The 25997-nt window shown below is 55.3% G+C and carries 22 protein-coding genes; 11 read left to right on the top strand and 11 right to left on the bottom strand.

Annotated elements, in window-relative coordinates:
• Nucleotides 1–9: 9 nt before the first annotated feature.
• From SH248x_RS05305 to SH248x_RS05340, 8 genes are all read right to left on the bottom strand, one after another.
• Entirely contained in the window at nt 10–1038 is a 1029-nt protein-coding gene (locus SH248x_RS05305; RefSeq protein ID WP_459557477.1) for a zinc-binding alcohol dehydrogenase family protein, read from the bottom strand.
• Nucleotides 1039–1076: 38 nt separating this feature from the next.
• Nucleotides 1077–2009: an aldo/keto reductase gene (locus SH248x_RS05310; RefSeq protein WP_459558583.1), complete on the bottom strand. Its 933-nt coding sequence runs from the start codon at nt 2007–2009 to the stop codon at nt 1077–1079.
• 204 nt (nt 2010–2213) lie between these two features.
• Nucleotides 2214–2660, bottom strand: a complete 447-nt coding sequence (locus SH248x_RS05315; protein WP_459557478.1) for an RbsD/FucU family protein — start codon at nt 2658–2660, stop codon at nt 2214–2216.
• A gap of 53 nt (nt 2661–2713) precedes the next feature.
• Complete coding sequence (locus SH248x_RS05320) at nt 2714–3532, bottom strand: sugar phosphate isomerase/epimerase family protein (RefSeq protein WP_459557479.1); 819 nt, start codon at nt 3530–3532, stop codon at nt 2714–2716.
• Between the two features lie 21 nt (nt 3533–3553).
• Nucleotides 3554–4795 (bottom strand): tagaturonate epimerase family protein, encoded by a 1242-nt coding sequence (locus SH248x_RS05325; protein ID WP_459557480.1) that lies wholly within the window; start codon nt 4793–4795, stop codon nt 3554–3556.
• A gap of 126 nt (nt 4796–4921) precedes the next feature.
• On the bottom strand, nt 4922–8329 hold the full coding sequence (locus SH248x_RS05330; RefSeq protein ID WP_459557481.1) for a TlpA family protein disulfide reductase: 3408 nt from the start codon (nt 8327–8329) through the stop codon (nt 4922–4924).
• A 55-nt stretch (nt 8330–8384) separates the two neighbouring features.
• A complete protein-coding gene (locus SH248x_RS05335) occupies nt 8385–9449 on the bottom strand; it encodes a prenyltransferase/squalene oxidase repeat-containing protein (protein WP_459557482.1) in 1065 nt (354 codons plus the stop codon).
• Between the two features lie 35 nt (nt 9450–9484).
• The gene (locus tag SH248x_RS05340; RefSeq protein ID WP_459557483.1) at nt 9485–12793 is read right to left on the bottom strand and encodes a hypothetical protein; all 3309 of its coding nucleotides are present in this window, start codon (nt 12791–12793) and stop codon (nt 9485–9487) included.
• 67 nt (nt 12794–12860) lie between these two features.
• Here SH248x_RS05340 and SH248x_RS05345 point away from each other — a divergent pair, with 67 nt between their 5' ends.
• From SH248x_RS05345 to SH248x_RS05365, 5 genes are all read left to right on the top strand, one after another.
• Nucleotides 12861–13163, top strand: coding sequence for a hypothetical protein (locus SH248x_RS05345; RefSeq protein WP_459557484.1), 303 nt, complete (start codon nt 12861–12863; stop codon nt 13161–13163).
• 118 nt (nt 13164–13281) lie between these two features.
• Nucleotides 13282–15840 (top strand): DUF1592 domain-containing protein, encoded by a 2559-nt coding sequence (locus SH248x_RS05350; protein ID WP_459557485.1) that lies wholly within the window; start codon nt 13282–13284, stop codon nt 15838–15840.
• A 28-nt stretch (nt 15841–15868) separates the two neighbouring features.
• The gene (locus tag SH248x_RS05355) at nt 15869–17212 is read left to right on the top strand and encodes a DUF1552 domain-containing protein (protein WP_459557486.1); all 1344 of its coding nucleotides are present in this window, start codon (nt 15869–15871) and stop codon (nt 17210–17212) included.
• 428 nt (nt 17213–17640) lie between these two features.
• Complete coding sequence (locus tag SH248x_RS05360; protein WP_459558584.1) at nt 17641–18015, top strand: ISAs1 family transposase; 375 nt, start codon at nt 17641–17643, stop codon at nt 18013–18015.
• A 779-nt stretch (nt 18016–18794) separates the two neighbouring features.
• Nucleotides 18795–19079 carry a hypothetical protein gene (locus SH248x_RS05365; protein WP_459557487.1) on the top strand — a complete coding sequence of 95 codons (285 nt, stop codon included), beginning with the start codon at nt 18795–18797 and terminating at the stop codon, nt 19077–19079.
• Nucleotides 19080–19087: 8 nt separating this feature from the next.
• Here SH248x_RS05365 and SH248x_RS05370 read toward each other — a convergent pair whose 3' ends face one another.
• The 3 genes from SH248x_RS05370 to SH248x_RS05380 all read right to left on the bottom strand — a co-directional run bounded on the left by SH248x_RS05370 (nt 19088) and on the right by SH248x_RS05380 (nt 20792).
• A complete protein-coding gene (locus SH248x_RS05370; RefSeq protein ID WP_459558585.1) occupies nt 19088–19720 on the bottom strand; it encodes a transposase in 633 nt (210 codons plus the stop codon).
• A 128-nt stretch (nt 19721–19848) separates the two neighbouring features.
• Nucleotides 19849–20181 (bottom strand): transposase, encoded by a 333-nt coding sequence (locus SH248x_RS05375; protein ID WP_459558586.1) that lies wholly within the window; start codon nt 20179–20181, stop codon nt 19849–19851.
• Nucleotides 20100–20792: a potassium channel family protein gene (locus tag SH248x_RS05380; RefSeq protein WP_459557488.1), complete on the bottom strand. Its 693-nt coding sequence runs from the start codon at nt 20790–20792 to the stop codon at nt 20100–20102. The genes SH248x_RS05375 and SH248x_RS05380 overlap by 82 nt, the downstream gene beginning before the upstream one ends.
• Nucleotides 20793–21362: 570 nt before the next feature.
• Here SH248x_RS05380 and SH248x_RS05385 point away from each other — a divergent pair.
• From SH248x_RS05385 to nuoF, 6 genes are all read left to right on the top strand, one after another.
• On the top strand, nt 21363–21743 hold the full coding sequence (locus tag SH248x_RS05385) for an NADH-quinone oxidoreductase subunit A (RefSeq protein WP_459557489.1): 381 nt from the start codon (nt 21363–21365) through the stop codon (nt 21741–21743).
• Nucleotides 21728–22339 carry an NADH-quinone oxidoreductase subunit B gene (locus SH248x_RS05390; RefSeq protein ID WP_459557490.1) on the top strand — a complete coding sequence of 204 codons (612 nt, stop codon included), beginning with the start codon at nt 21728–21730 and terminating at the stop codon, nt 22337–22339. Before SH248x_RS05385 ends, SH248x_RS05390 begins: the two co-directional genes overlap by 16 nt.
• Nucleotides 22340–22433: 94 nt before the next feature.
• The gene (locus tag SH248x_RS05395) at nt 22434–22931 is read left to right on the top strand and encodes an NADH-quinone oxidoreductase subunit C (protein ID WP_459557491.1); all 498 of its coding nucleotides are present in this window, start codon (nt 22434–22436) and stop codon (nt 22929–22931) included.
• A 2-nt stretch (nt 22932–22933) separates the two neighbouring features.
• Nucleotides 22934–24154 (top strand): NADH-quinone oxidoreductase subunit D, encoded by a 1221-nt coding sequence (locus SH248x_RS05400; protein ID WP_459557492.1) that lies wholly within the window; start codon nt 22934–22936, stop codon nt 24152–24154.
• Nucleotides 24151–24639: an NADH-quinone oxidoreductase subunit NuoE family protein gene (locus tag SH248x_RS05405; RefSeq protein WP_459557493.1), complete on the top strand. Its 489-nt coding sequence runs from the start codon at nt 24151–24153 to the stop codon at nt 24637–24639. The genes SH248x_RS05400 and SH248x_RS05405 overlap by 4 nt, the downstream gene beginning before the upstream one ends.
• On the top strand, nt 24639–25970 hold the full coding sequence (gene nuoF / locus SH248x_RS05410; RefSeq protein WP_459557494.1) for a complex I 51 kDa subunit family protein: 1332 nt from the start codon (nt 24639–24641) through the stop codon (nt 25968–25970). The genes SH248x_RS05405 and nuoF overlap by 1 nt, the downstream gene beginning before the upstream one ends.
• The last annotated feature ends 27 nt before the right edge of the window (nt 25971–25997 follow it).

Here is a 25997-nt window from a genome sequence, read left to right on the forward strand (position 1 = left end):
ATTTAGAAACTACGGCAACGTGATCATGGTCTTCACGGAATGGATCTCCGGGGCGAGCAGTGATTCGAATTCACCCGGTACATTAGCAAAGGCGATGCGTCGAGTGACCCAGGGCGTGGTATCGATCTTGCCCTCGGCGATCAGATTGATGATGCGAGGGAAGTCACGCGACGGAGCATTTCGGCTGCCGAGGATCGAGAGTTCGCGTCGATGGAGGAAAGGGGCTTGTGGAAACGAGAGTTCGCTTTGCGTGATGCCAACATAGACCAGACGTCCTGCGAATGCGCAGAAGGCCATCGAGCGAATCATCGAGACATTGTGGCCGGTGGCGTCGACGACGAGATCGGCGAGTTGGCCATTGGTCATCTCGGACAGCTTCTCGAAGTCTGTGTCGTCGCCTGCAATCTGAAGCGTATCGGGAATTCCCATTGTCTCGCGGACAAACGTCAGGCGGTGTGGATTGAGATCCGCGACGATCACTCTGCTTCCGGCCAGCCTTGCAAACTCAACGGCGGACAATCCGATTGGCCCTGCGCCGATGATGAGGATGTTCTCTCCTGGTTTAGCAGCACCGCGGTCGACGGCATGGCAGCCGATGGCGAGTGTTTCGACGAGGGCGCACTGTTCGCTGGTCAGTGAGTTGGCGGGGTGGCATTTTCGAGCGGGCAAGATGATGTAATCCGTCAGTCCGCCGTCGCACATGACTCCCAGCGTCTGGTTCTGCTCGCAGCAGTTGGTGAAACCACGCTTGCAGGCGTAGCAGTTCTGGCAGTTGAGATAAGGTTCTATCGAGCAACGATCGCCTGGCTTGACGTTCGTGACCCCTTCGCCGACAGAGACGACCTCAACACCGAGCTCGTGACCGGGAATTCGGGGGTAAGAGAAGAAGGGCATCTTGCCGAGGTAGCCTCCGATATCTGTCCCGCAGACGCCGACGGTCAGGATACGAAGCAGCGCCTCACCTGGCTTTGGTGCCTTGGGCTCGGGGACATCGATCATGCGCCAATGACGAGGAGATTCGAGTTGAAGTGCCTGCATGAGTGAGCGTCAATTTTTGAAAGGAGTGGTGGTGAGGCTCAGTTGTTTTCCGGGAGACCTTCTTTGTGGCCGATGTTCAGAACCGGCTGGAAGATCTTTGTGACGTCGTCGAGGAGTTGTTGATCAAGTGGTTTCTCCAGCCAGCTGGCCCATTTTCGGATGTTGTCTGGGTTGGCGCTGCCTGCGATGGTTGTTGTGATGTCGGGATGGGCACAGGAGAACTGTAACGCCAGCTGGGCGATGTCGATCCCTTGTTGCTCGCAGAACTTCGCTGCGTCGCGTGCTGCCTGCTTGACGTCTTCGGGTTCTTTCAGCCAGGCGGGCAGGGGGGCATTTGTCAGGAGTCGGGCAGAGAACGGACCGGCGTTCATGGCGCCGACCCCCTTCTCTTTCAGGTAGGGGACTGTTTCCTCGGCGAAGCGTCGGTTCTGAAGGGTGTACTGGTTGTAACTCAGGACACAGTCAAGCGACGTCTGCTCCAGGATAAAGCGGAAGATCTTCTGTGGGTAACCGCTGACGCCGATGTAGCGGACTTTGCCTTGCTGCTGAATCTTGCGAAGTGCAGGAATCGTCTCGTCGACGATCTGCTGCATGGGCACGAACTCGATGTCATGACACAGCATGATGTCGATGTGGTCGGTCCCGAGGCGATGCAGGCTGACGTCGACTGATTCTGCGACACGCTTGGCAGAAAAGTCAAAGTGCGGGAGGTCATAGCGACCCAGCTTCGTGCAGAGCGTGTACGAATCACGAGGCACATCCCGCAGCGCGATACCCAGGAGCACTTCGCTCATCCCGCGACCGTAGAACGGCGAGGTGTCGATGAAATTGATTCCTAGATCCAATGCGACCTTGACCGCATCAATCGCCTCATCCAATTTGACGGCCCGGAACTCTTGCCCCAGGGAGGAGGCACCAAAGGAGAGAATCGGCAGATGCAGGTCGGTCTTACCAAGCTTTCGAGTCGGGATCATGGTGCACTCTCGAAAAAATGTCCCTTCTCCCTTGAGGTGGAACCAAATTGCCCGCTCGCCGATAAGGCGAGAGTAAGGGCAATGCGGTAGTCTTCTCAGGAAAAGGTGCCCGAAGGGCGGATGAGGGTGGGCGTTAGGCAATCGCACGCCGACATTCGCTCATCAAACCGCAGGCAAGGATTTTCTTTTAGATCTCATTGTTCAGAACGTACGACAGCCCATCGTCAGGAGGAGATTCGCCCAGGGGCGCTGGTCGGCTGTCTGGATGGTCAGAATGTGATCGGCGGAATCGACTGTCTCGTAAAACTCCCATTTGAGAATGGGGGTGAGTTCCAGATCGAGTGACGAATCTTCGATGATATTGCGGTAGTCCCCCCAGGCGGCGGGCTCGCCTTCATGGGCATAGGGGTCATCATCGGGGATATCCATGGTCGAGATGTCGTCGATAGGAACGGTCGCGAGCAAGGCTCGTAAGACGTGTGAGACCGTGGGAATGCCAGGACTCAACTGGAGACTGACAACCTCGGCATTCGGGCCGCGTTTGTTCCACGTCGGGTAGTTGCCGTCGGCGATGAGGATCTTGGAGTGATGGCCACCCTGGGCCAGGATGCTGAGAATCTCGGGGTGGAGCAGGGGAATCTTGAGCATGAAATCCAGACTTAAAGGTGATTACAAAATCAATACCGAGATCATAGCAGACGTTAGCGGGAGACAGCCAGTTGGAAGGCTTTGATTGTCTGCTCGGCTGCTGTTTGTGAATCGGGGAGTGGAAGGACTTCCGCGGAGAGGTAACCGTGATAGCCGACCTGTTTGAGGACGTCGATGATCGGCTGGATGGGAGTGTGGCCGAAGCCGATGGCGCGTCGGTTTGAATCGGCGAAATGGAGATGCCCGATGTGGGGTGCTGCTTGTCGGATCGATGCGGCGATGTCTGCTTCCTCGATGCTGGCGTGAAACAAATCACACAGGATTTTCAGGCGTGGGTTATCGAACGCTTCCAGATACGCTGCTGTGTCTTCCAGTCGGTTGAACAGGTTGGTCTCGTAGCGATTTAATGGCTCATAGAGGAGCATCTGGTCGAGGGCATCGGCTTGGTCGCCGAGTTCGCTTAACGCGGTTGAGAGATAGGCGAGCGCCTGATTGTGGGAAACGTCCTGATCGAAACGTCCCTGCATCGATCCGATGATCGCAGGGGCATTCAGCCCGGCTGCGAATGTCATCATGTCTTCAATGAACGTCATGGCTCGCCGCCTGACGTCTTCATCGCTGCTGGTCAATGTCAGCTTTTCGCGCAGAAATCCCGCCCCTGTGCCGACAGCGGCGACTTTCAATTTGTATTGATCGCAGAGCGCCAGGACATCATCGACAATCAGCTCCGACGGGCTGGGCGGGAATATTTCGATTGCATCGAAGCCCAGCGCAGAGGCACGCTGAAAGGCGTCTTCGAGTCCGTCGTGAAAGACGAACGGTCCCTGGCGTGCTTCAACGACCAGCGAAACGGTGACAGCAGACTTGATCATAGTTCTTATCCGGGATGTCGATCAGGCGAACAGCGGCTTCAGATGGCGTTCAGATAAGTTCTCGGTCACATTTCGGCCGACCACATCGGCATGTACCTTGAGGAGATCGGTGTACTCGCTACCTGTTTTGGCGGCGAGCTTGAACGAGACATGCAGCAGCTGACGAAGATGCTTATTGTACTTTGGGTCAGACTGATTGTGACGCAATGCGCGGACCATGTCATCGCTGGTCAATGAGGCGATCTTCTGACCATCGGGCAGCTGCTTGAAGTCGATATCAATGACGGTTGCGTAGGGGGCACAAAGTTCCTCGGCCTGCGACAGCGCTTTCAGATAAATTTTCTTGACGAAGTTCAAAGCATCTCCGCCCGCCTCCGAGAGGCCGATCAGTTCTTCCAGCCAGTTGGTCCCTGCGGTCTTCACATGGATCCCTGCACCGGTTTCTTTGAGCAGTTTGTTGATGATCGGATACAACGAAAACTTGTCGCTGCCCGAGTGGACGCTCAGCTTGAGTTCGCCTGGCAGTTCATAGTTTGCGACTGCGAACTCGATGACGGCAATGTCTTCGCGGAATTCTTTCTCGAACTGAGTCAGATCGCCGACGTAGTCCACGCCCTTGTTGAAGCGCCCTGTGAACTTGGGGGCGATCGTCGAGAGAGGCACATTCAGATCGGCTAGCGCGATCAGGATCACCAGCAGTTCCATCGGCGTTTGTGGTTGATCTGTTTCGTCCATCGAGACTTCGACCACGAATGGCTGCTGGTCTTTCCTGACGCGGATATGCTGATAAACCGCCTGGGCTTTCTGACAGGCAGCCAGATACTTCGTCAGGATTTCTCGCAGCTGCGATTCGGTTAGCGTGAAGCTGCCAGTGAGTCCCGGCAGTTGAATTGGGTTTGCTAATTCTGGATGGCGCGTGAGGAAGGCGTTGATGTCGCTGTCATCGGCGCGTTTGCCGATATCGTCGGCGACATCGATGGTGAAGAAGTCGCTGGTCTCGAGAAAGCGGTCGACCGTTGACAGGTTGATGTGGTCCGCATCGACGTACCATGAGGCTTTCCAACCTGTCTTCGCGACGGCTACTTGAGCGGCGGCACGCACGGAGGGGGGTTCGGAGCCGATCATGTTGTGTTCGCGATTGGATTTATTCCAGACCGGAATCACGGATGCGACCGGAGCAATCTGCTCAAAAGCACGCAACTGAGCAGCTGCCTGATGGGCAAAGCGATCACCAACGCCAAACGTGTATTTTTCCAGACGCATGAGAGTTCCCGGTGAGCAGATTCAGGGAAAACTTCATGGTAATTCGTTGATTCGTTTCGTCTACGGTGAATCGTCGGAACTGGAGGACAAAAGAGACATTTGCCAGTTCCCTGTCGCGGGCAGCGATTATGGCTTCGGCTTCTCGATCTCGTTTTTCTTTTCTTCCGATGGGAGCTTGCCAGCGAGAATGTCTTCGATTTCTTTTCGCAGAACCTGACTGCCGTCTGGGCTGAAGCCGACGTGGACATTCTGTAGAACCATGCCGGGCGAGAGGATGACGGTGTGAGGGATGCCGGTGACGCGGAATCGATCGGCGATCTCGCCGCTGGTATCCAGGCCGATCATGGGATTCTTCGGGTACTGTTGTCCTGCCAGAAACTCCCGAATCTGCTGGGGTGTCTCGCGCAGGTTCATTGCGACGAAGATGACTTTGTCTTTGTCAAACGCATTGGTCGCCTCGATATAACCCGGGAGCGCCCGGACACAGGGACCGCACCACGTCGCCCAGAAATCGAGGACGATGACCTTGTCGGTATGGGCGGAGAGTTTAAACGGCTGACCATCGACGGTAGCCAGTTCGAAATCATCCATCACACGACCGACAAGCTGCTTTCCTGGGACATCGTCTGAGTCCTCGGGAATATCCCATTCTGGCTCGGGGGCACGGATGGGGACCCATTCGGAATAGGCGCTTTCGCCAGCCTGTCTGGCGGAGTTCCCCAGATAGACGCCGGAAATCAAGCTGACGGGAATTCTGCACTCGCCGAGTAATGAGGATGTTCCGAGTAAGTGGTCACCCTTCATTCCGGTCGGTTTCATGCTGAGGGCATAACCATGTGTCAGGCGAAGCTGCAGTTCATCGGTGAGTGCGCGGGATGTCGAGTGATCTGCTGAATCGCCAAAAGGGATCGCATCTTGATCCACGGTGTCTTTTGCGGCGGGCATTGAGACCAGTGGGCTGCCTGACGTTGATTGCTGCGCAATTTTTGCTGGTTCAGCTGACTTCTCCTCTGTCTTGTCGTCTGGCTTTAATGGGGCTGCGACCGGCTTGGGGAGCCAGATCAATCCAGCTACGCGTGATTTTTCCAGGCGAAGAGGTTCGAGTTTTGATTCGAATGAAATGGTGTCGCTGGTCAGTTGATCCAGACGTCCACGCAGGAGGTCGCCATTGGGTGCGAGCAGAACATGGGTCGGGGGATCATTTCGGTTGAATCGTGGTACGAGCAACGTCTTGCGTCGTGACTCTTCCAGAATGAACTGTTTGATCACTGACCCGCGAATCGATTCGACACGAAACTGGGAGAGAACAACAGGCTTCTGTGCTGGCGCGGGAGTGACAACGCCATTTGAAGAGCGAATGTTTCGATTCGGAGTTCGGGCCAACTGGACCTGAATCGTAAAGGCATTGCCGCGACGAGTCTCACGAGCCAGCGCGACCGTCTTGGTTGGTTGCCCATTGACATAGACGATGGCGGCACCGTCTTGAAAGACACACCGGATATCCGCAGCCATCTCGGGGCAGATGGCAGTCGCGGTTTCCTGTTGATAACGCATGCCGAATTGATTCCGATTGCGCAGCGCAACTTCCTGCACGGTTTCGACGGTGATTCGAGAACCGGTCGTGGTGAAGTGCAATTGGAGGCCGTCGTCCCCTTTTTTGGTTACTTCACTGGAGAAGAAGTTCACGAGCGCTGTTGCAGGTTGTGCACCCCAGTCGATGCGAAAGCGGATCTCGTCTCCTTTGAGGATCGATGGATGCCCGGCTGAGCCGGTGCTCATGAATGAAACGGTTTGAGTTGCGGGATCGAGCTTCCCGTCGACCATCTTCCACTCTGGATGCGAAAAGCCAGACGTCGCGGCGATCTGAGCGGCAGTGAACTCCAGGGCACGAATCTCAGAGGCTGGCATAGAACCCGATGAGCAGAAGGGGCTCTCAAACTGAACCTGCTCAAGATTTCCAGAGGTGACCTTCACGGGAACAATGTCATCGTTCTGCAGGAACAGCACGTCCGGAAACTGCTCGGCATCAAAGGGGAGGGAGTAGTCGCGCTCACCACGCAGGAATCGCGCGTCGCCTGCAGAAGCCAGGGCGGAGGCGTTCAAGCCGCCGATGGGCTTCCACTTGATGGGGAATTGGGTTGCTTCATCAAAGGCCAAGGTTCCTGCCATCGACCCGCCGGCAAAATAGACGCGGTCTGGCTGGTCAGTGGTGGCTTCGCCGGGAGGAAGGACCAACTGGTCTGCTTCGTCGAGTCGGCAGACGAGAGGTTCCGGGGAATGCGACGTCTGGACCTCAATGGTATCGGCTGTTGTACGGTTGACCTTACCCGTCAGGAAAGCACCGTCGTACCAGGAGACCTGTGGCTGTATGACTTTCGAAGGTTCTTCGATCCGCTCGCTGATGACAATCTGATTGATGAACTTCAGCGAATAGTCGACGGTCTTACCTTCGTACTCAAGATACAGGACGCCGTTCTCGGCGTCGAAACTCTTGATGGCCCCATATTGGACTGTACCGTCAGCCAGTAGAAAACGCTGCTCGCCGGTCTTGACGGGCTTGGGGAATGTCCCGTCCCAGCCGGAGATGGAAAGCAGGTCGAGGGTCAGATTTCGTTGCAGGTTCTCCAGGAAGATTCCGTGTGGCTGTCCAAGGGGTTGCTTGAAGGTCAGTTCTGCGAGTTTCTGGCCGTCATGAGAGTAGGCGTAAACTTTGCTCTGCTTGCGGTCCAGGAAGAGATGCAGATGCAGGAGTTTCTGGTCTGGCTGGAGTGTAGTGACTTCGACGAAGTCATAGCGTGAGACGAGAACGACGACATCCTCCCAGGTCTCCAGTCGAAGATTCTCGGAGGGGCGTCGATCGAATCCCAGTCGGAATGACGGGAAGGAGGAGGACTCCAGTTGAAGCTCGATTTCGCATAGTTCCGGCAGACTCACTTTCTGGAAGATCTTCCCCGGCGAATCGGTCTTGATCTTGCCGAGTGTGGTTTCTTTCCAGGGCGAGGGGCGTTCGACGTTCACTGCCTGGCCGTTGATGGTCATGCTGGCGCGGTTGGCTGCCTCGATGGTCACCCAGTCTTTCATACCGCGAGGCCCGTTGTAAATCATGGCGGCGTCGTTGTGACGTCGCAGGTTGTGAATCTCGCTTCTCTTCAGGCGGAACTGCCCCATGCGGGGGCTGGTAAACGTCAGGTACTCTTCTTCGATATTAAGAAGGTCTCCGTAGAGAATGTCTTTGTTGTGCATCTCGATGCGAAACTGGCCGATGGGCGTGACGGCGGTCGAGCGATGTGGGAATTGCACGCGGCTCAGAACATTGACTTTGACTTGCAGCGGATCGCGGAACGAAGGCGACTTCCACGTTACTGTGTCGGCATCGCCTGCTTCCAGCGTCCCTGCCAGTTGGTCTCCCTGATTCCAGTACAGGGTCGAGAAGGATTGAGCCTGACTGGTGGAGATGAAGACGATGCCGAGTGTCAATGCGACCGTCATGGAGAGGATCGAGTGACATCGGGGAGTGAGAGCAGAAAACGTCATGAAACCAGCCGGTTTTGAAGAAGTCTTGTGGATCGAAGGACGAGGAGGTTTCCTGCTATCGTTCGTAAATCGGAAGGAATCGGTAATTCAGGCCTAACGATAACAGTGACATGGCTGTGCCATAGGTTTGCCCCATGCTGCCGGGGAAACTCCCATCGGGCTGCTGCATCGTTTTGAGTTCACGGATCAGTTGCGTATTCCATTTCTGCCAGCTGTCGAAATCCGCCTGGAAGAGAGCCTGAGCAGCGTAGTAACGGTAGTATTCGGGATACGAATTATTGGCACCCGAATCCATCTGTGAGATGACCCGTCCTTTGACGGCATCGTACTGATCTAGCTCTTTGCGTTTGCTGATTGAATAAACGAGTAACGCGATACAGGGCAGGTTCGCTGAACCGCCTGCACCAATGCCCGAGTATCCGACGTCGCCTTGTTTGGTTGTCATCGATTTGAAGTACTCGATGGCATCGTCGATGTTCTTGTCTGGAATCTTGATCCCGGCATTGCGGGATGCGAGCAGTCCCATCAAGACGGCTCCTGAAACCGAGGTATCGGCGTCGGTTGCCTGTGGAGAGTATCGCCAGGCTTTATAAGGGTTGTCCTTTTGAGAAGTCGTCGCGCACTGGACGGCCAGTTCGAGTGCGGCTCCGATCGTGCGCTTGCTTTGAAGTTCTGTCTGCGAGGCACCGATCCAGAGCAACTCTTCATCAAGAACGCCGTACACTTCCGCCAGCGCCAGCATGCCGAATCCGTGGTTGTACATGCTGTGACCAGCCAGATACCCGGTCTTGCTGTCCTGTTTGACAATCATGCAGCGGGTGGCCAGACGCAGATTCTCAGCATACTTGCCGAAGTTCGGATCTTCGCCCGAGGCAAGAAAGGCCATCATGCACATCCCGCAGATCGCTGCTCCCTGCTGGGGGTTGATGTTTGAGGGCCAGTCTCCGTCTTTGCCCTGATTCGTGGACAGCCAGGTGAGCGCTTTCTGATACATCATCTCGACATCAGGAGGGACCGCAGTCCCGTAGCGCACCTCGGGAGGCTGCGCACTGCGTACCGGGGAAGTCTGATGAATCAAGACGGTGACCAGAAGCGTCGAGATGATGAGAGTCGTCTTCATACTGCGTCTCACGAATATAGGCCCGAAGTCAGAACTCAATTGCGAGCATCCAGTGCATTGAAGAACGCATCCAGACCATCGCGATACTCTGCTGGCAGTTCAGCAGAAGCGTCCGGGCTGATTTGCTCGACATCGCGTGCTTCGACTTTTGCGTTCACATCAGCACCAGGGCCGTGCATTGCAAGGGCAGCCTGATCGGTGTCGCCTTGTCCGCCGCCGCCTGCTGTGCTACCGCCACCGCCGCCACCACTCTTGGGATTGGCACGTTTGGCAGCCAGAAGGATCTCGATGGCTTCAGTTTCGGCGGCAATCGCTTCAGGTCCTGTGTTGGAACGCGAAAGGACTTCTTCGGCATCGCTCATTGCTTCAGCTGCGGCTGAGATGAGCTGGATTTCCTTGCCGAAGTTCTTCTCGCCATTGGGGAGAGCCATGATGTCTTTGACAACCAGGTTTGTCCGCGTGAAGAGCTTCAACTGGGTCTTGGCCTGCTCAGCGGCTTTTGCGATGTATTCCTTGGTCTCAATGCCCGCTTTGGCAGTTTCGAGTGTCCGTGTTTCTTCGCGGAGATCGATTTCACCATCGAGAATTCGCATGACTTCCAGAACGATCCATGGGGGCAGGCTTTGTGAGCTGCCACCTTTGCAGGAGCTGCATTTCGACGGAGAGACCATTTCCTCTGCCCATCGATCGAACGTATCGGCCCAGAACTCGGATTCAGCGATTGCTTCGCCCGCGTAGTTGGCATCAATGACTTTGCTCAGTTCGTTGAGTTTCTCGACCGGATTGACTTCCTTCATCTCTTCGAGAATCTTGGAGAGCTTGTTCTCTTTCTTACGGCCGAAGTAAGCTTCGAGATCCGACTGGATGAAGCCGATGGTTCGGCTTTGGGCGATCTCGCCTTTCGAGACAAGATCCAGTTGCTCAACCTGACGCTGCTCCAGGTTGTCGGATTTGACTCCGAAACCGGAATAGAGGGTACGATTCAGTTCTTTGGCCAGCTCGAGTTGTTTTCTTGAGGCGGCTTTCAAGCGTTTGACGAAGGTGCTGTTTTCGAGATCGCCGAGGATCGACTGCAGATCTTCGCGAACTTTTGCAAACTCGGCCAGCAGGTCTTCCTGCTTGACGACGGCATCGTCGAGCTGGCTTTCTTCTTCAGGTGGTTTCTCTTCATCCTTCTCATCGGGAGGTTGAGGGCCGCCTTGGAGAACGGTGCTTGGAAGCGTTAACTTGCCGGTGCTTGGCTTCTTCTTTTTGTTGTCTGCTTTTGGCTCGCCTGCCTCATTGAAACCAGATTCGACGTCCGAAAGCCCGGGAGCGGCTTGAACGGGAGGCTTGGGGTCGCTGGGCGGAGTTGGAGCGGCTCCGTTAGGCTTGCCACGGTTCATCCCAGCCGATGGTGCGGTCTTTTTGTTCTGATTGGACGCATTGGCCATGGCAGGTCGTGGAGTCGAGCGAGCAGCATCGTTGAGCAGATCGGCGACATCCGGCATGTCTTGCTCAGAGATGTTGCGAAGTTGCTTGAGTGCCTGTGCCCACAGCTCGAGGTGATCGACGAGCATTTCAGGGTTACGCAGCGCCTGTTTAATCAGCTTATCGCCTTGAGACGTCACAGCAGCCAGTCGAGCGGCGTTGGCTCGTTCGGCTGCGGCCTGCTGTTCGACTTGACGCTGAGTACTTGGCAGGTTGAGTTTTTCCGGGGGAAGAGCACGCAGGGCGCGGTTGGCGTCGTGGAGACGTACTTCTTCTTCATAGACGTCATCGGCCTGACTGGCCCAGCGACGCAGTTGGCTGGTCATCCACACAACGTGTTCGGATGGTGTCAGGACATGCAGCGAATAGGCGGGTGAATAGATACGACCGCGATTGGGTTCGTAATCTTCGACAAAGGCTCGCAGCATCAACTTCTGAGGTGCGACTTTATCGCTTTCCGCGCAGAAGGTCGCCGGGGTCGCGATCGACTGAACCTCAGGACCGCCTTGCATCACCAGCTTCTCGCCGGTCTTGGGGTTGGGATTCGACAGGGCATCTTTGATTCCCTGCCATTCCAGACCTGTCTTCTTGAGTCCGAAGTCATCGCGGGCGGCGATCTCAAACTTGATCACATCCGTCGTCAGGACGACCTGAGCTGCTTCGGTCTGCTGGCAGGTAATCGAGGGCTCTGCATCATCGATGGCATTGATTTTCAGCGAGAAAGGTTCTTTCGACGTCAGACCAAGGTTGTCGGTCCATTCCACTTTGATGTCCTGCGATTCGCGGACTGGCATCGAGGGAATCAGGATCTCATTTTTACGGAACTCGAAAAGGTTATTACTGACACTAGCAACGGTAATCTCACGATTAATCTGAGCGGTGATCGTAGCCTGAGCCCCCTTCAGAACGGACAGCGCTCCGCCGCGGACATCGACTTCCAGCGGACGGGAATACTGCAGATACTCCGGCAGAACGATGGTCGCCTTCAACGACGCCAGTTCCGGACGCATGGCTGGCTTGACGGCGATTTTCTCGCGCGCATCGCCGATGGTCATGAAGAGTTCTGAGTCTTCTGTGCGAGGTGGAACTGTGAACGCATACTTGCTGTCATCGCGTGCGCTCTTGAGCGGGTTGCGTGAGGACTCGACATACAACTTGCCCTGCTCGGGCTTCCAGGGAGAATCTGCTTTCAGATTTGCGTTGAGATCAAACTCTTCGCCGTGGGCGACGACGATTGTTCTGGGCATCGTCTCGACTTGTGCGAATGTGTAGCGCGGTGTTTCGCGCCAAGGCATGAGCCAGCGAGCGAGCGCGTTCTGACCAGCGGCTGGGAGAACTGCGATGACCAGAAGAGTGATCGCGACCGGAATCGCAGCAGCCATGCCCCAGTGTCGGTGACGAGGACGAGGAACGGCATCGGACAGATCGCGTTTTTCCATCACGCTGTCGACCTGTGCGATGGCGGCTTTGGTCAGTGACCGGCTTTGTCGGGCTGAGTCGGAGGTGTTCTCCTGGCGAGCGAGTTCGATCACGCCGAGCAGCTGATCGCCCAGGCTGGGGTATTTGTGTTTGACGAGCTGTGCGACTTGTTCCATGCGTCGCGTTCCCCACAACCAGCGATGGCAGGTCATCGGGAAGAAGATCGCCATCCCGAGTGAGCCGCCGAGCAGAATCAATCCGCGCGACCAGCCATCGGTATTGAAGAATCGATCGAGGACGAAAACTGCCAGGAAGGACAACGCCAGACCGAACAGGCCGGCGAGCAGTCCTTCGAGCAGTTTGATCGTTCTGACTTTTTGTCGGAACGACTCCAGACGCGTTCGCGTCGCATCAGGCAGGTTGAGTGGCTGGGCGAGAGGAGAATCAGTAGACATGAACCCAACTCCATTCGATGGCTAAGACGTCACGAGCAGTGCGCAGTTTCTGCAGGTTATTAGACGCATGATGCGCCGGAATACTCCGCAAAAAACGATCGACTTCTCAATTTCGTCAAAACAAGTGACGGCCAGCGCCAGCCTGCCGAACGCGGTAGAGGCAGAGCACAACGAGATTTCAGTTACCTTTTGTACCCGCCAGTCAGGCAACTCGTCAAATACATTTCGCTATCGAATCAAATTTCCGGGCCGCAATTCACGAGAATTCTGGAGTTCAATGACATTTCTGTTCGGTCAAATGGTGTTCACCCCGTTCTCTGATGCACCATTTTGGAAACTGTCTCTGGTTGGAATCACAAACTGGTTGTAGAGTGCATTCATCAGCAGCGGTTGATGAAAAGTTGATTTCCTGCATCACGTTTTGTCAGTTTGATGTTGTTATGAAGACAGTTGCATTGCTCACCATTCTGCATGTCACGAGAGACTTCATGCGCCCTGGCACCCTTCTTGCCGCCCTTCTTAGCTTGGTTGCGACGACGTTCTGTGCTGCTCAGGAGTCATCTGTGGCGGAGTGGAAGCCCGATGACGCGGGCTTTCGCTCGAAGGTTCTCCCTTTCCTGCAAACTCACTGCCAGCGGTGTCACGGGAGTAAACTGGCGGAAAGCGATCTGCGGGTGGATCGCGATTTGACGTCTGATGTTCTTGAGCCTGCCGGAAGATTGAAATGGCAGGAAGTCGTCAACGTCCTCAACAGCCACGAGATGCCCCCCGAGGATGAAAAGCAGCCAACTAGCGACGAAGTCGCGAAGATTGTTGACTGGGTGACGTCGGAAATGGCCCGCGGCGAACTTATTAAACGTGAGACGGTCGTTGTCATGCGTCGTTTGAATCGTGTCGAATACCGCAATACGATCCGCGATCTGCTCGGCGTCGACTTCGATACGGCTGCCTTTCCCGAAGACCCCTCTGCAGGTGGGTTCGATAATGTTGGGAAAGCGATGTCGTTATCGCCGCTGCATGTTGAGCTTTATTTCGAAGCCGCTCAGAAGATCCTCAACGAAGTCTTCGTGACGGGCGAGCAGCCTCCGTCTCTGAAATGGCGTTTCCAGCCCGAGTCCGGGAATAGCGACAGCAACCGTGTCACTTATGATGGCCAGCGTCTGATCGTCAATGCGGGGAACAATCCGGTCAAAGATGACCAGATCATCATTCATCACAACAGCTGGGACAAAAAATTCAACGTTCGCGATTTTCGTCTTCCGTACAAAGGTAAGTATATCGTCCGCATCCGTGCTGCATCGAGACTGCCTACGCGGGAGGATGTTGTCGCTGGTGCTCGAACTTATCTCGAACAGCGCATCGAGAAATCTTCAAAAGAGAACCCACGAGAAGCGGAGCATCATCGCCAGATGTTCGAGCGTGACCTCGATCACTTTCGCAATGACCGCATGTATGACTACGGTCCTGCTCGCATCAAACTGGTTCAGGACCTTGGTGGTCAGCCCCGAGTCGTCGCTGAGTTCGATGTCGATGCAACGGTTGATGCTCCCAAAGTTTTTGAGATCCCGTTGGACTTCACTACCGAGTCTGCAGGGCTGACTATCGAATACGATTACAGCATCCCTCACATTCTCGAAAACTTCTGGATGCAGACCGGCGAGCAGTTCGCCCGTCCGGAACTCTGCATTGACTGGATGGAACTGGAAGGACCGGTCTACGAGCAATGGCCGCCCGAACCGAAGACCCGCCTCACTTCAGCCGGTCGACTGGCTGGTCGCGAGGAGTCACAGCAGGCGGAGGCCATTATCGCGTCGTTGATGAGAAAGGCTTATCGTCGCCCTGTGACCAAGGAGGAGATCGACGAGAAGCTCACCCTCTATCGTGCTGCCCGTCAAGAGTCCCCGACGCCAGCGGATGCACTCAAGTTGCCTTTGACAGCGATTCTTGTCTCCCCTCACTTTCTGTACCTGACCGAGCCCGTGGAGCAGGGGACTGCAGGGCAGACTCTCTCGCCGCACCAGCTTGCCAGTCGGCTGTCTTACTTTCTCTGGTGCAGCATGCCCGATGACGAATTGAGTCGACTCGCTGACACTGGAGAGATCAGTCGACCCGACATTCTCAAACAGCAGATCAGCCGTCTGTTGAAAGATGCGAGGGCACGGGACTTTGTCACGTCGTTCGCAGGTCAATGGCTGGGGCTACGAGAAGTCGGAGCCAATCCGCCGGCAGAAGACCTCTTCCCGCAGTATGACCGACACCTTGAACTCTCGATCATCAAGGAATCCGAAGAGTTCTTTTCCCACATCCTCGGACAGAAACTCTCGGTGATGAACTTTGTGAAGTCTGACTTCGTCGTCATTAACGAACGCCTGGCTCGCTTCTATGGCATCCCGAATGTGCGAGGCGATCACTTCCGAGCCGTCAAGGTCCCGAGGGGGATCAATCGTGGCGGTGTCGTGACTCAAGCCTCCATGCTGACGATCACTTCCAACGGGACACGGACCTCTCCGGTCAAACGCGGTACCTGGGTGATGAAGAATGTGCTCGGCATTGATCCCGGTCTTCCGGTCGCGAATGCTGGTGAGATTGCCCCAAAGGTTCCCGGCATCGATAAGGCGACTGTCCGTCAGCGATTGGAGATCCACCGCAGCCTGCCTCAGTGTGCGCGTTGTCACAACAAGATCGATCCGCTGGGACTCGCTCTCGAAAACTTCAATGCCTCCGGCGAATGGCGCGATCAGGAAGGCTTTGGTTACAAAGGTCGTATCGAGCGGGACGATCCCCGCATTGATGCCTCGGCTACCCTTCTTGATGGCACTCCTATTAATGGTGTTCAGGGGCTGCAAGAAGCACTCGTCGCCCGCGAAGACCTGTTTCTCTCCTGTCTGACTCGCAAGTTGATGACCTTCGCGCTCGGTCGAGAACTCGCGCTCTCTGACGAACTGACCATTAAGGCCATCGTCAAAGACCTCCGGGAACCGGGGCACGATACCCTTCCTCATCTCATCGAACTCATCGTCCTCAGTGAACAGTTCCAGACCAGATAACACGAACAACATCTCTTACGAGTTCACTATGAAACCATCTTTCTTTCAGCCACTTTCTCGTCGACACCTGCTTCGCGGCCTTGGGGTCGCGATGAGCCTGCCACTTCTCGACGCCATGCTGCCACGCCTTATGGCTGCCCCTTCGCAGTTCGCGCCTCAAGCCAGATCGCTTGGCAAACATCCCCGCATCATCTGCTGCTACGTCCCCAATGGCGTCAATATCATGCAGTGGATGCCCAAAGACACAGGCTTCAATTACACCCTTTCGCCGACGCTTGAAACGTTGAAAGACGTCAAGCAAGACTTCACGGTCATCACAGGCATCGGGCACCCTCATTCTCAGGGTGGGCACTCCGGAGCGGATACCTGGCTGACGGGAGCGGATCTGACGTCCAAGCCTGGCAGCGATTATGCCAACACCGTCTCGTTCGATCAGATCATCGCCGAGCTCCTCGGCACTCAGACCCGTTTCTCGTCCCTGCAACTCTCTGACTCATCGGGTACCGGTTCCGCAGGGCATAGCCACACACTTTCCTTTGATCAAAGCGGCACACCGCTCCCAGCCGAAAACTCTCCTCAACGTCTTTTCGAGCGTCTCTTCGTTCCGGAAACAACGGCGGACCGAACCGCGACACTGCAGCGTTACGCACAGAAGAAGTCCATCCTCGATAACGTCATGGAAGACGCAAAGCGTCTCCAAGCCAAAGTGAGCAAGTCTGACCAGCAGAAACTCGATGAGTATTTCACCTCCGTTCGCAGCACCGAACAGCGTGTGGAGCGTCTGGAATCCTGGATTGATATTCCCAAACCCGAAGTTGCGCGAACCAATCTCCAGCTCAATTCGCAGCCCGGGGATGCGCATGATCGACCGATGTGGATCGATGTCATGATGGAACTCTCTTATCTGTCGTTTCTTAACGATACCACGCGCGTCATCACTTACGAATGGTCACGGGAAGCGGGCGGTTACGGCGGTGGCGGGGAAAATCATCACGAACTCTCCCACCACGGCGGTGATGCCGGCATGCTTTCGTCCTTGGCCCGTATCGACCGCTTCCATCTGGAACGTCTGGCCCGCTTTATGAAGTTCCTGAAAGCGACCTCGGATGGTGACGGCAATATGCTTGATCACACCATCATCGTCTTCGGCTCTGGCATGAACTCCGGCGAAGGGGGAGACCACTCTCCGAAAAACCTGCCGTTGATCGTCGCTGGCGGCCATCGCCTGGGCCTTAAACACGGCCAGCACATTGCGTTCGATGAGAAGACTCACCCCCCGATGAATAACGTCTTTTTGACTCTCATGCAGAAAATGGGTGTGGAAGCCGATCGCTTCAGCGATTCGACGAGCACCATCAACGGCCTGACTTGAGGGAAGAGTAGGGTGCTGGTGAGTCTTCGAAACGCACCAAATGCGTTTGCGATCGTGATAGACCATTAAAAGCCCATTTGGTGCGGTATGAGCCGTCGGTCGTGCGTTCCGTCGCATGGGTGCAACGGCGTGGGCCGCGAAACATGAGATGTGAGTTGACCGTGGGCCGACGTGTCAGCTCATCGTACCACGCATGTTCCTGATTGCCGTCTGGGGAGGCCGTGATGAATGCTTTCGGGGGGTGATGATTGGACGGCCTGCGGTGTGGGGGCTGCTTTGCGTGAGGAGGTCGCCCGGGGGAGTCGGTTGCGTGATCAGTCGCTGTCGCGTCGTCTGGAAAAAATCGTCGAGACACGCGAAACGCATCCGCAGACGAGCATTCCCTCGGAGGTCCCCGAAAAGACGTTTACCGCCGCGTACTGCTTCGTCTGGACCCGGATGCGTTTCAGGCCTGTTTTCACGGGTGGATCGCGGGTCTGCGGGAAGCTGCCCAGGAAGATCAGGACTTCGGTCGGCACATCATCAGCATTGATGGTAAGGCGGACCGGCGGTCTCACGAGCGCGCTCGTGGGGTGAGGCCGTTGCACGCCGTCAGCGTGTGGTCTGGAGACTATGGACTGACGCTGGTCCAGGTCGCGTGCGAAGAGGAGTCCAATGAGATCGCTGCGATTCCAGAGGCGATCAAGCTGATTGACTGCAATGAAGCCATTGTCACGATCGATGCGATGGGGTACATAAGCACTCGCCGAGCAGATCATCGAGGCGTACGGCGACTACGTGCTCGCCCTCAAAGGCAACCATGAGAATTTGCATCAGGCGGTGATCTCTCACGTTGACCAACTGCTGGAGGTAGATTTCAAGCGGGTTGATGTCGAGTGACACGAGACGAACGAACACGATCACTGATGACAGGAATGACGGGTGTACGTGCAGTTGTCATTACCGCCATCATTGCCAGTAGCAGATCATTGGAAAGGTCTGACATCCATTGGCATCACGATGCTGACCACCATTCGAGACGGCAAGATGACGCATGACGTCCGGCAGCTGCCTTTCGAGCAGGCAGCAACTTGATACCGTTGAGCAGTTTGAAGGTGGATGTGAATAAGTTCACGCGAGCAGTTAGGGGGCATTGGCGGATCGAGAGCAGCTGCCATTGGGGGCTGGACATGGTTTACCATGAGGATGAATCGCGAACCCGAGCCTAGGGACTGCGCGAGAATCTCTCCTGGCTGAACCGCTTCACACGGAGCCTGCTCAGGCAGCACCCCAGCAAAGACAGCCTTGTTGGCAAGCGGCAAAAATGCGGCTAGGCCGACTAGTTCCTGATGAAAGTCCTGACTGGAACAGGTTAAAGTGTGTGCTGCTCGTGTCCTACAGCCTGGAGCCCAACTCGATCGAGAACCTGTGACATTGCCTGAATTCGCATCACTGGAGCAACGGGGCTTATGTGGACTATTGGGTACTGGAAGAAGCCTCACTGGAGGCCTGGCAACAGAGCGCCCTGAATCCGGACCTCATGAAATCCGTCTGCGCCGCCCCCTGGCTGCAACTCACTGTTTCAGGTTAGGATTGGTACTAGTTGGAACAAGCCATCTTGTATTGGGAACTCGCCCATAGGGGCTGCGAGATCGCCGACGTCGTCGCACACATTGGCCCACGTGACGAGAACTCTCTGGCGGTCGCCCCATTGGCCGATCTTTTGGAACGAGTGCGACTGGCGTTACGTCGGGCGGGCGAGGTGCTTGAACAGATTCACGAAACAAATCGACTCTCGATATGCGAATACGCGATTGCCAAGTTTGACCCGCTCAGGGACACGCTGACGCCACGCGAGCAGGTGCGGGTCTTGGAGCTCCTGACTTAATCAGTCGATTACGACGGGAATCGTGGGAAGGTGGTGATCACATTACTCACCCGAGGGAGTACTAAGTTTTGGTGACGAACTGGTGAGGAAAGAGGTGGTCGTGTGAGTAAATTGACGATTGAATCGACATTCATTTCAGCTGGTGTGGGAGAGTGACTGGCTGGGCGATGGAATTGAGAATCGAGAGTAAGCCGGGCAGACTGGATTGGCAACTGCCCGGGATTACCCTCCTCGTGTGTGGCGAGGCGTCGGTTGATTTCGAACTGGCCGATACCTCGTTCGATCACCTTGCAGTTTCGATACCACTGCTTGTCATCGCGTTGCTTGATCTTGCGTTTGGGGAAAAGTTTGATGCATGCCTTGGCTCCCATTTTCTGGATACGTTTGCGAATTGCATCGCGGTCATAAGCCGTATCCGCCACGACGTGCTGAAGTGCTTTGGCAAGGAGGTCATCCAATAATCGTTCGCCCTGCTGATCGTCACCGCTTTGGGCAGCCACGACGAAACGCCTTACTACGCGACCCTCTGCATTCACAGCCGCATGGACCTTTGTCGTCAGTTCCCCACGACCGCGTCCAAGGACTGGTCGCGTATCAGCGGCTTCTTGTTTATCCGGTGAACGTCGGCCCGTGGCTGTGATGGGTGAGCCTGGATGACCGTTGAATCCAGTTTTAGTTTTTCCAGATCCGGATCACCGGGAACACTCGTCAGGCACTGCTACGCTGTCGAGGCACACCAGCGATCGAACCGCATCCAGACGGTGTTGGACTAACCGAAGCGTGCCGGCAAATCCTCCCAAGAGATACCGGTTTTGAGGACAAACAGGACCGCTTTGATCATGCGTCGGCTTTCGGCTGCAGACCGTCCCGGTTTACCGTTTTTGCCAGACAGAAGGTCTTTAATCGTTTCCTGCGAAGCGTCTGTCGGTTCATGTCGTCGAGCTATGTGTGAACTCTTCCTTGAGTTCGGGAGAGCCTTGCAAATTTGAAGATAGAGGCGTGCAGGAATGCCCGTACGGCCTAACGTCGCGGATTCTCGGCTGAGTAAAGACCGACCAGTCTTGCGACCAGGATCGCCAGATAAAACGTCCCGACCGTTGATTCGACGATCGCCATCATCCTCGCGACATTCGTGGCTGGCATGATGTCGCCAAAGTCAAACGTCGTGAGCATCTGCAGGCTGAAGTATAAAGAGGTGAAGCCTTCCATCGGCATCGGCCCGGGATAAGGCGGACTGAAGACGACGGCAGCCGGGTTCACGTTCACCAGTAGTTCGTACAGGATCGCGAACACCATCCCAAACAACAGATAGACGCAAATTGCTGCGTAGAGCACTTCCGAGTTGACGGTCGTCGTCCTCATCACGAAGAGAAACAGCTGCCCGATCACGAACCCGACAAAAAAGGCACTCCCGATCAGCGTCAGCACGCCGGGGATTGTCTCTGGAAAAAAATGCGTCAACCACTGACAAAGTAGTGTCGGGAACGCGATCACCATCGCCATTACTTGCGTTCGACGCTTGGCGCCGACGGCATTGATCCCCGCAATCAAGACAAGGCTCAGCAGAATCTCTTCGAGAACACCCCCGAACGAGACAAACGAAACGAACGGCAAGCTGACAAACATCAGAACGATTGCAGCCAGCAGATGTGCCACTGAGAAACGATAACGCCCCTCGATCAGCAGTCGACGTCGTCGTTTATGTTCTTCCATATGAGATTTGAGACCTCTATTTTAACATGTCCACCCAAAGGATCTGGAATTCGTCCGCTGTGAATCTGCACCAAGCTCTTCGGCAAATACCCTGTTCGAACTTTCTTAGAATTGACACTGAGTCCAAATCAGCAGAAATGCAAGCCGCTGAAAATACCCGCATGTTTGCAGTCAGTTCTTGGAACTCATCATGCGGAATTTCTAGGGCGTTGTTGCAGAAATTGTACAACATGTTTTGTGTAAAATATAAGTGCATGCAATCAGGCAGGTTGCGATCATTCGCGAGTCATGGGAGTGTCTCTTTTTTATCTCAGGAACAGTCACCCATTCAAGGACGTTGATCCTGAAGAGCGTTCTTGCGAGCAGATTGTGAAATGATCGGGGAGACCTTGAAATTGTTTTCTGTCGATAAAAATAGCATACGCCCCTGCACGAACGCATTGGGTGTTCGGTTTATGCAAATAGTTGCCAGCGGTGCAATTGTGAGATCAAGCCAAATCGAATAAGATCGATTTCGTTAAGTGGTTACTGAATTGCCGAAACGAAGCTTCTTGTGATGAAGAACGGAAGATGGCAGAATACTTTCCCATCCTGATCTACTTAGTAGCGGTCATTGGATTCGCGGCTGTCAGCCTAATCATGCCGCACCTTGTTGCTCCCCGCAAATCAACTCCCGTCAAAGACATGCCCTATGAATCGGGCATGGATGTGCACGAGGATGCTCGTCAGCCTTTGGACGTCAAGTTTTACTTGATGGCGATTCTGTTTCTGGTCTTCGATGTTGAGCTTCTGTTCCTTTACCCTTGGGCGGTCTCGCTGAAGGGGGAAGGCGGAGTTCCGGTTGATCATCGTGGCCCGGTGTTTGTCGTGATGATGGTCTTCATCTCGACACTGGGTCTTGCGTATGTCTACGCATGGAAAAAGGGCGTGTTTGAATGGCGGCCGAAATAGATCGTACTCACGATCAAATCCAGGAAGGGGTCATCTGGACGCAGCTTGATGCGGCTGCCAGTTGGGCCCGTAAGAACAGTCTGTGGCCAATGCCATTTGCCACGGCCTGCTGTGGTATTGAATTGATGGCAACAGCAGCCAGCCGGCACGATCTGTCTCGCTTTGGCTCGGAAGTCATGCGATTCACCCCACGTCAATGCGATCTGATGATCGTGGCTGGCCGTGTCGTGATGAAGATGCTGCCCGTTCTGCAGCGGATCTGGCAGCAAATGCCCGAACCGAAGTGGTGTATCTCGATGGGAGCCTGTGCCTGCAGCGGCGGAGTATTTGATACCTACGCTGTTGTTCAGGGCGTTGATCGGTTTCTTCCCGTCGATATTTACATCCCAGGTTGCCCACCTCGCCCCGAACAGTTGATCAAAGCCATCATCGATCTGCAGGAAAAAATTCAGCAGACAGGAACGGTTGGCGGGCGTGAATTCGCCAGTAGAATGCGAGCCGAAGGGCCGGGTCGATTCGATACGCAAGAGGTCATCCGGATGCGTGAACGCGTTCCGTTGAAGCTTCAACTGCCGGTCTATGACCCCAAGCACTAATTCCGGTCGACTCAATTCCACTGCCATTGATCACAGCAAAAACGCCGTAAAACACAGTAAAAGCGACTGAATGACACCTGAGACGACAACTCCCGTGGACTCCCCGTTCGCTGAAATCGATGCCGGGTTGCAAGCGTATTCACATACGTGGCAAGTCTTTCATGGCCAGAAGAAACTGATCGTTTCTGCTGGCGATCTGTATAACGTCATGGGCCAGCTGAAAACGGCCTTCGGGTTTTCGATGTTGGTTGACGTCACTGCGGTTGATTTCCTGGAATATGCGGGTGCGAAAGACCGCTTTGAAGTGGTTTATCAACTGCTCGATGTGGAAATCGGAACTCGTCTGACGGTCTCTGTGTTCTTGAACGAGCCATCGCTGACATTGCCATCCATGTATCCACTCTGGACCTCAGCCGACTGGATGGAACGCGAAACTTACGACATGTACGGAATCATCTTTGAAGGCCATCCCAACTTCAAACGCCTGCTGCTGCCCGAGGAATTCACCTCGTTTCCATTGCGTAAAGACTATCCCGTCCAGGGACGTGGCGAGCGTCACAACTTCCCAGTTCTGACCCGGGCGGAGAGCTGATCATGCCACTACAACTCAGTGAACCCGATGCCGATTCCATGGGCCGCCGTGAAGGGATCTGGACCCTTAACTTCGGTCCTCAGCACCCTGCGACTCACACCACGCTGCGTCTGTCTTTGACGCTGGACGGTGAAGAGATCGTGCAGGGGATTCCCGACATCGGCTACCTGCACAGCGGCTTCGAGAAGCTGGGCGAAGTTCTCGACTTCAACCAGTATGTCACCATTGTCGACCGGATGAATTACATTTCTCCGCTTGCCAACGAGATCGCGTGGCACCATGCGGTGGAGAAACTCCTCGACATCGAACTGACGCCTCGCACGAAGTACCTGCGAACGATCTTCGCCGAGTTGATGCGTCTCCACGATCACCTGCTGTGCGTCGGAGCCTGTATTCTCGACCTCGGCGGTGCGACGGCGTTCATGTACATGTTCAATGAACGTGAGCGAATTTACGAGATCTGCGAGAAGGCGTCCGGACAGCGTTTCCACACCAGCTTCACCCGCGTTGGGGGCTTGCTGTTTGATGTCGAGGCGGACTGTCTGAAGATGATCCGCAACTTCATCGACACGTTTGAAAAGACGTATGTCGATGTCGATCGCCTCGTCACGAAGAACCGCATCTTTATTGAACGAACGCAGGGTGTCGGCATCCTGACCAAAGAACAAGCCATCAGCGGGGGAGCCACTGGCCCGATTGCCCGCGCCAGCGGCGTCACGCGTGACCTGCGTCGCGATGAGCCTTATCTTGCCTACAACGATCTCGATTTCGATGTGATCTGCGCCACGGCAGGGGACTGCTTCTCCCGCTATCAGGTTCGCATGCTCGAGATGAAGGAATCGATCAAGATCATCCGTCAGGCCTTGGACAAACTTCCTGCAGGTCCGATCTATCCACCGGGAAGCGGCAAGGAAGTCCTGCCAGACAAGTCTCAGGTCTATCGCAGTATCGAAGGACTGATTCACCACTTCGAAACGATCATGCCGAACCGTCAGCCCAAAGTCGACAAAGGCGGGCTGTACGCTGCGACTGAGTCTCCTAACGGAGAACTGGGATTCTACATTGTCTCCGACGGGTCATATCGGGCCTATCGTGCCCGGACCCGACCGCCGTCCCTGATTCACTTCGCGCTGTTCCCGCTCATGATTCGCGGCTGTACGCTCAGCGACGTGGTGGCGGTGCTGGGAAGTCTCAATATTATTGCCGCGGAGTTGGATCGATGAGTGCGCTCTCCCCTGAAATTCGTGAGAAGATCATCAGCTATTACGGGCGATACCCGAATAAGCAGGCGATCACGCTGCCTGCGTTGCACATGGTGCAGGAAGCCTACAACTGCGTCTCTCGCGAAGCCATCAATGAAATCGCTGACCTGCTCGAACTGAATCCGACTCAGATCGTCGACACGATGACGTTCTACGGCTTCTTCCGTGATGAACAGCATCCACTCGGTAAAAAACGCGTCTGGGTTTGTCGCTCGCTGGCCTGCATGCTGCGTGGTGGTGATGAACTTCTCGCAGAGGTCTGCGACCGCCTTCACCTGCGACCGGGCCAGACGACTCCCGATGGCGAAATGACTCTCGAACTCGCGGAGTGCCTAGGTGCCTGCGATGGTGCCCCCTGCATTCTGATCAATGACGAATTGCAACTCAAAGTCGGCGTCGAAGAAGTCCTTGCGTTGGCCAAACCTCAAGGAGGAAGCAAGTCCTAATGAACGAGGCATTTGAACCAGTTCTTCTCAGACGACGCGGCGTTGCCGGCAGCCAGACCCTGGCCTACTACCAGCAGGATGGTGGCTATAACGGTCTGCAAAAGGCCTTGAAGATGACTCCCGCTGAGGTCATCAAGGTCGTCTCCGATTCCGGCCTGCGTGGTCGCGGCGGTGCGGGCTTCCATACCGGTTCGAAGTGGGGATTCCTTCCTAAGAACTACGAAGGCCCGATCTATCTGTGCGTCAACGGAGATGAGAGCGAACCCGGCACTTTCAACAACCGGATCCTGATCGAAGAAGATCCCCATCAGCTTCTCGAAGGGATCGCGATCGCCTCGTATGCGACCGGCGCTTCGGTTGCGTACCTGTATCTGCGATACGAATACGGCCAGTGTTATCGCACACTCGAAAAAGCCGTCGACGAAATGTACGCCAACAACCTGTTGGGCAAGAACATCCTTGGCTCGAACTTCAGTCTCGATGTTTACCTTGTCCGCGGTGCCTGTGCCTACATCTGTGGCGAAGAGACCGGTCTGATCGAAAGCCTCGAAGGCAAGCGGGCCTGGCCACGGATCAAGCCTCCGTTCCCTGCGATCGAAGGGGCGTTCCGTCGACCGACCGTCGTCAACAACATCGAAACACTCGCCTGCGTGACACACATCCTCGACAAGGGTCCGGAGTGGTTCATGTCGATGGGCGTTCCGAAGGATCCCAATAATCCACGCGACCCTGGAAGCTATGGCCCGAAGCTGTACTGCGTCAGTGGTCACGTCAATAACCCCGGTCTGTTCGAACTTCCTCTGGGCATTACTGCCCGCGAGCTGATCGAAAACCATGCGGGCGGTGTCTGGAAAGGTCGCAAAGTCAAAGCGGTCGTTCCTGGCGGGATCAGCATGGGCTTCCTCTCGGCAGAGGAACTTGATACACCACTCGACTTCGCAGGCCCAGGAAAAGCCGGTTGCCTGGGACTCGGAACCGCAGCCGTCATCGTCATTGACGATCAGACGAGCATGGTCGATGTCCTTTATAACAACTGTCGCTTCTTCGCTCACGAGTCATGTGGTCAATGTACCCCATGTCGCGAGGGAACCGCCTGGTCGTCCAAGATTCTCCGACGTATCCGCGATGGTCACGGCAAAATGTCGGACCTCAAGACACTCGAAGATATTTCCAATACGATCGGCATCATGCCCGGTACCACGATCTGCGGACTGGCAGACGGTGCTGCGTGGCCGATCAAGAATGCCCTCAAGAAATTCCGTCCCGAATTCGAGGAATATATTTCCAAAGGTCAAAAGACCGAGATGAGAGAAGCTCTCGCCGCCCACTGATCGAGTTGCAGCCGCGATCTTTACTCA

It is taken from the genome of Lacunimicrobium album, assembly GCF_052161635.1.
In the GTDB taxonomy this organism is placed as follows: Bacteria; Planctomycetota; Planctomycetia; order Planctomycetales; family Planctomycetaceae; genus SXPC01.